This is a genomic window from Micromonospora sp. ABR4_055 (assembly GCF_056160425.1).
This window is the reverse complement of the sequence record NZ_JBSWXD010000268.1, coordinates 1-4653: the sequence shown is the minus strand read 5'-3', so window position 1 is coordinate 4653 and position 4653 is coordinate 1. Positions and strand designations below refer to the sequence as shown.

Here is a 4653-nt window from a genome sequence, read left to right as displayed (position 1 = left end):
CCCCCCCCCCCCCCCCAAAAACACAACCCCCCCCCCCAGATAACCGGCTTTGTCTCGTGGGCTCGGAGATGTGGAGAAGAGACAGTGGTTGGGCCGGCCGGCACGGGTGTCCGCGCCACGACCGGCCGGGCCACGCTCCTCCAGCTCGGCGAGCTGTCGTTCCACCCGGTCCAGGTGCAGGTCGACCTGCCATTCGTCGTAGCCGTTGAACCGGACTCTGAATACGACATCGTGCACTTCCTGCGCGGAAACCGGTGACCCTACCGGCTCGCCGGCGAGTGTGGCCTCTACACGGTCGAGGAAGGCATCCACTTCGTCGACCTTGTAGCCCCGACGAAGCGCCCGACGCCGGAAGCGCTGTCCCTGACTCGCCACTACGTCTCCTGATTCACTCGCTGATCACACCGGTAGCTCATGACGCCGTCTCGGCGGCCGCGAGCTGCCCGCATGCTCCATCGATCTCCCGGCCCCGGGTGTCGCGAACGGTCACCGCGACACCAGCTGCACGCAGCCGGCGAACGAATTCCCGCTCGACCGGCTTGGGACTGGCGTCCCAACGACTGCCCGGAGTCGGATTGAGCGGAATGAGATTCACGTGGGCCATGCGACCAGCCAGCAATCGACCCAGCAGATCGGCTCGCCATGGCTGGTCGTTCACATCCCGGATCATCGCGTACTCGATGGACACCCGCCGACCCGTACGGTCCGCGTACTCCCACGCGGCGTCCAGGACTTCGGCGACCTTCCACCGTTGGTTGACTGGCACGAGTTTGTCGCGCAGATCATCATCGGGCGCATGCAACGACAGCGCAAGAGTCACCGATAGGTCTTCCCCGGCGAGACGCCGCATTGCCGGCACCAGTCCGACGGTCGAGACCGTCAGGTGCCGCTGTGACAGACCCAGCCCTTCCGGTGGTGGCGCGCAGAGCCGTCGGACGGCGGCGATCACCCGGCCGTAGTTGGCCAACGGCTCGCCCATCCCCATGAAGACGACGTGTGACAGCCGGGGCGGTGAACCGGTGATGCCACCCGCCGCAGCCACCCCCGCGAGGTGGACGACCTGATCGACGATCTCCGCGGTAGACAGGTTCCGGGTCAGCCCGGCCTGACCGGTGGCACAGAACGGACAGGCCATCCCGCACCCGGCCTGGCTGGACACGCAGACGGTCACCCGGTCCGGGTAGCCCATCAACACGCTCTCCACCAGGGCTCCGTCGTGCAACCGCCAAAGCGCCTTGCGGGTGGCGCCGCTGTCACACGCGCTTTCGCGCACCGGAGTGAGCAGGGTCGGCAGCAGCCGTTCGGCGACCCCTGCCCGGACGGTGGCCGGCAGATCCGTCATCGCCTGCGGGTCCCGGGTCAGCCGGCCGAAGTAGTGGGTGGAAACCTGCTTCGCCCGGTAGGCGGGCTGACCGAGCCCGGCAAGCAGCGTCTGCCGCTCGCCGAGATCGAGATCAGCCAGGTGCTGGGGCGGCAGGGCGGGGCGACCGTCGGACGCGACGGTCGCCGGACGGCTCGGGGTCAGCGGCAGGCTTCTCATGGCAGGACCAGTCTCCCACGATCCCGCCGTGGCCGGCTCGCCACGGTGGGCGCATCGACCGGCACCCCCTTCTGAACGACCGCTCAGCCGGCCAACGCGATCAACGACAGCACGAGGTAGGAGACCGGCAACGCGAACAGGATCGAGTCGAGCCGGTCCATCAGCCCGCCGTGTCCGGGCAGCAGGTTGCTCATGTCCTTGACCCCGAGATCCCGCTTGAGCATGGACTCGCCTAGGTCCCCCAGCACTGCCGCGACCGACACCGCCACGCCGAACAACGCCCCCCACAGCGGCATGACGTCGAGCAGCAGAAGCAGCAGCACCGCGCTGCCGATCCCGGCGGCGGCCACCGACCCGGCAAAGCCTTCCCAGGACTTCTTCGGGCTGATCGTCGGCGCCATCCGGTGCCTGCCGTAGAAGACACCGGCGGCATAGCCACCGGTATCGGAGAGGATCACCGCAGCCAGGGTGACCAGGATCTGCAGGTCGCCATCCGGCCGACTGGCCAGCAGCGCGGCGAAACCACCTAGAAACGGGACGTAAACCGCGATCAGCGTGGCCGTGGCCGCGTCCCGCTGGTACCCGGACGGTCCATCGCCCAGCCGCCAGATCAGCATCGCCAGAACCGTCACCAGCAACCCGAGCGCCAGAGCATCCGGGCCGATCCGCCAGGCCAACACGGACATCAGCGCGCCGCCGGCGAGCAACGGGATCGTCGGCGGACGGGCGCCGCTGGTACGCACCGCCCGGATCATCTCCCAGGTGCCCAGGCTGACGGCGGCCAGCAGGACGACCAGGAAGGCTGGCCGCCATAGGAACAACGAACCGAGCACCACGACGACCAGCCCGAGGCCGACGCCGATGGCAGCCGGCAAGTTTCGGCCGGCCGACGGCCGGCGGTCGGCGGTCGGCGGTGCGTTCCCGGCCTCGCCGGGCGGATCCTGACCGGCCCGACGCGGGTCGATCGGCTCCGGCACCGGCTGATCCGGGTCGGAGCGCTCGGTCACCGGCCGAGCCGGACCAGACCGGCCGGATCGACGGCGTCGCGCGCCGGCCCGCCGGCGCGCTGCCGAGCTGTCCGGCCCCGCCTGCGGAGCCGGGTCCGTTGACGGCGCTACCCGCTCGCCGTCCCGGTACCCGGTCGACCAGTGCCCGGCGCCGTGACCGTTACCGGCTGGCGCGCCGCCGTGGGGCAGACCGCCGTTGCCAAGGTGGGAACCGGTGTACGGGAATTCCCCCGTACCGGTGTACGGCCCGGTGGGGACGGGACCGCCGTGGGCGGCGCCGCCGTACACCGGGCCGGGCACGGCGTTCGGGCCGCCGTACGGCTGGGACCGCTCAGCCAGCGGATGGCCGTTACGGGTCTCCGGAGCTGACGGTTCGGGCGCGGCGCCGGGGTGCCGCGCCCTTGTTCGAGCGTCCGGTTGATCGCCGCCAGCGGTCTCGGGGTAGGACATCAGACCTCGAGCAGCTCGGTTTCCTTGTGTTTGACCAGTTCGTCGACGCTGGACACGTACCGGTGAGTGAGATCGTCCAGTTCCTTCTCCGCCCGGCGTCCCTCGTCCTCGCCGGCCTCGCCGTCCTTGACGATGCGGTCGAGTTCTTCCTTGGCCTTACGACGGACGTTGCGGATGGCGACCTTGGCGTCCTCGCCCTTGCCGCGCGCCACCTTGATCATCTCTCGCCGGCGGTCCTCGGTCATCTGCGGCAGCAGGATCCGGAGCTGGGTCCCCTCGTTGTTGGGGTTGACTCCGAGGTCCGAGTCGCGGATCGCCTTCTCCATCGCGGCGAGCTGCGACATGTCGTACGGCTTGACGATGGCCATCCGCGGCTCGGGCACCCCGACGGATGCCATCTGAGTGATCGGCGTCGGGGTTCCGTAGTAGTCGAGCACGATGCGGGAGAACATCGCCGGAGTGGCCCGACCGGTCCTGATCGCGCCCAGCTCCTCCTTGGCGTGCTCGACGGCGCGCTCCATCTTCTCCTCTGCTTCGAGCAGAGTCTCCTCGATCACCTGTTCCGTCGCCTCCTTCTGATGGTCCGGTGTCCCTGCTGGCACCTGCCGGTACGGATCCGCCGCGCGGTCCGGCCGGTCAGGTCGTGATCAAGGTACCGATGCGCTCGCCGGCGACTGCGCGCACGATCGTGTCGTCGCCCTGCGCGCCGAAGACCAACATCGGCAGGTCGTTGTCCATGCAGAGGCTGAACGCCGCAGCGTCGGCAACCCGCAGTCCGCGCCGTAGCGCCTCGGCGAAGGTCACCGTGTCGAGCTTGCTGGCGGTCGGGTCGGTCCGTGGATCGGCGGTGTACACCCCGTCCACGCCGTTCTTGCTCATCAGCACCACGTCGGCGTGGATCTCCAGAGCACGCTGCGCCGAGACGGTGTCGGTGGAGAAGTACGGCATACCGGCACCCGCGCCGAAGATCACCACACGGCCCTTCTCCAGGTGCCGGATCGCGCGCAGCGGGATGTACGGCTCCGCGACCTGGGCCATCGTGATGGCGCTCTGCACCCGGGTCTCGACGCCTTCCTTCTCCAGGAAGTCCTGCAGGGCCAGGCAGTTCATCACAGTGCCCAGCATGCCCATGTAGTCGGCCCGGGCCCGGTCCATGCCGCGCTTCTGCAGCTCGGCGCCGCGGAAGAAGTTGCCGCCGCCGACCACCACCGAAACCTGGACCCCGAGCCGGGAGACAGTGGCGATCTGCCGGGCGATGTCCTGCACCACATCCGGGTCGACGCCGATGGCTCCGCCGCCGAATACCTCACCGGACAGTTTCAGTACCACCCGCCGGGACCGCCCGGGTGGAGGCGCGGTCGGGTCGTCCGCCGCCAGCGTGTGTCCACTCATTACCTGCGTCATCCGACCCGCCCTTCGCTAGCTGCCCTCAGCGCCGCCGTACTCACCCTCGTGCCCACACTACGGAACGAGGAGGCCGTGGTGCCTGTCACGTACACCAACGGCCTCCTCTATCGATCGATCGTCTCGATCCTCACCGGGTACCTGGCTGGGGCGGAGACTGGCAGGCAAAAAGCACACAAAACCAACCCCAACCCCAGCTCAGCCCCGCCAAAACCCGACCCAAAGAAAAAAAATACATCGGTGTTCTTCTCC

General features: G+C 68.9%; 5 protein-coding genes. All 5 read right to left on the bottom strand.

Annotated elements, in window-relative coordinates:
• Window positions 1-375, bottom strand: a 375-nt coding sequence (locus tag ACXAHD_RS31490) for a DivIVA domain-containing protein (protein WP_475055070.1), incomplete at its 3' end; no start/stop codon positions are given.
• A gap of 37 nt (window positions 376-412) precedes the next feature.
• Window positions 413-1540: a dual-specificity RNA methyltransferase RlmN gene (gene rlmN / locus ACXAHD_RS31485; protein WP_475055068.1), complete on the bottom strand. Its 1128-nt coding sequence runs from the start codon at window positions 1538-1540 to the stop codon at window positions 413-415.
• Window positions 1541-1623: 83 nt separating this feature from the next.
• Window positions 1624-2997 carry a phosphatidate cytidylyltransferase gene (locus tag ACXAHD_RS31480; protein WP_281553896.1) on the bottom strand — a complete coding sequence of 458 codons (1374 nt, stop codon included), beginning with the start codon at window positions 2995-2997 and terminating at the stop codon, window positions 1624-1626.
• Window positions 2997-3554 carry a ribosome recycling factor gene (frr, locus tag ACXAHD_RS31475; RefSeq protein ID WP_281553895.1) on the bottom strand — a complete coding sequence of 186 codons (558 nt, stop codon included), beginning with the start codon at window positions 3552-3554 and terminating at the stop codon, window positions 2997-2999. The genes ACXAHD_RS31480 and frr overlap by 1 nt, the downstream gene beginning before the upstream one ends.
• A gap of 79 nt (window positions 3555-3633) precedes the next feature.
• On the bottom strand, window positions 3634-4401 hold the full coding sequence (gene pyrH, locus ACXAHD_RS31470; RefSeq protein ID WP_370461410.1) for a UMP kinase: 768 nt from the start codon (window positions 4399-4401) through the stop codon (window positions 3634-3636).
• Between the last annotated feature and the right edge of the window lie 252 nt (window positions 4402-4653).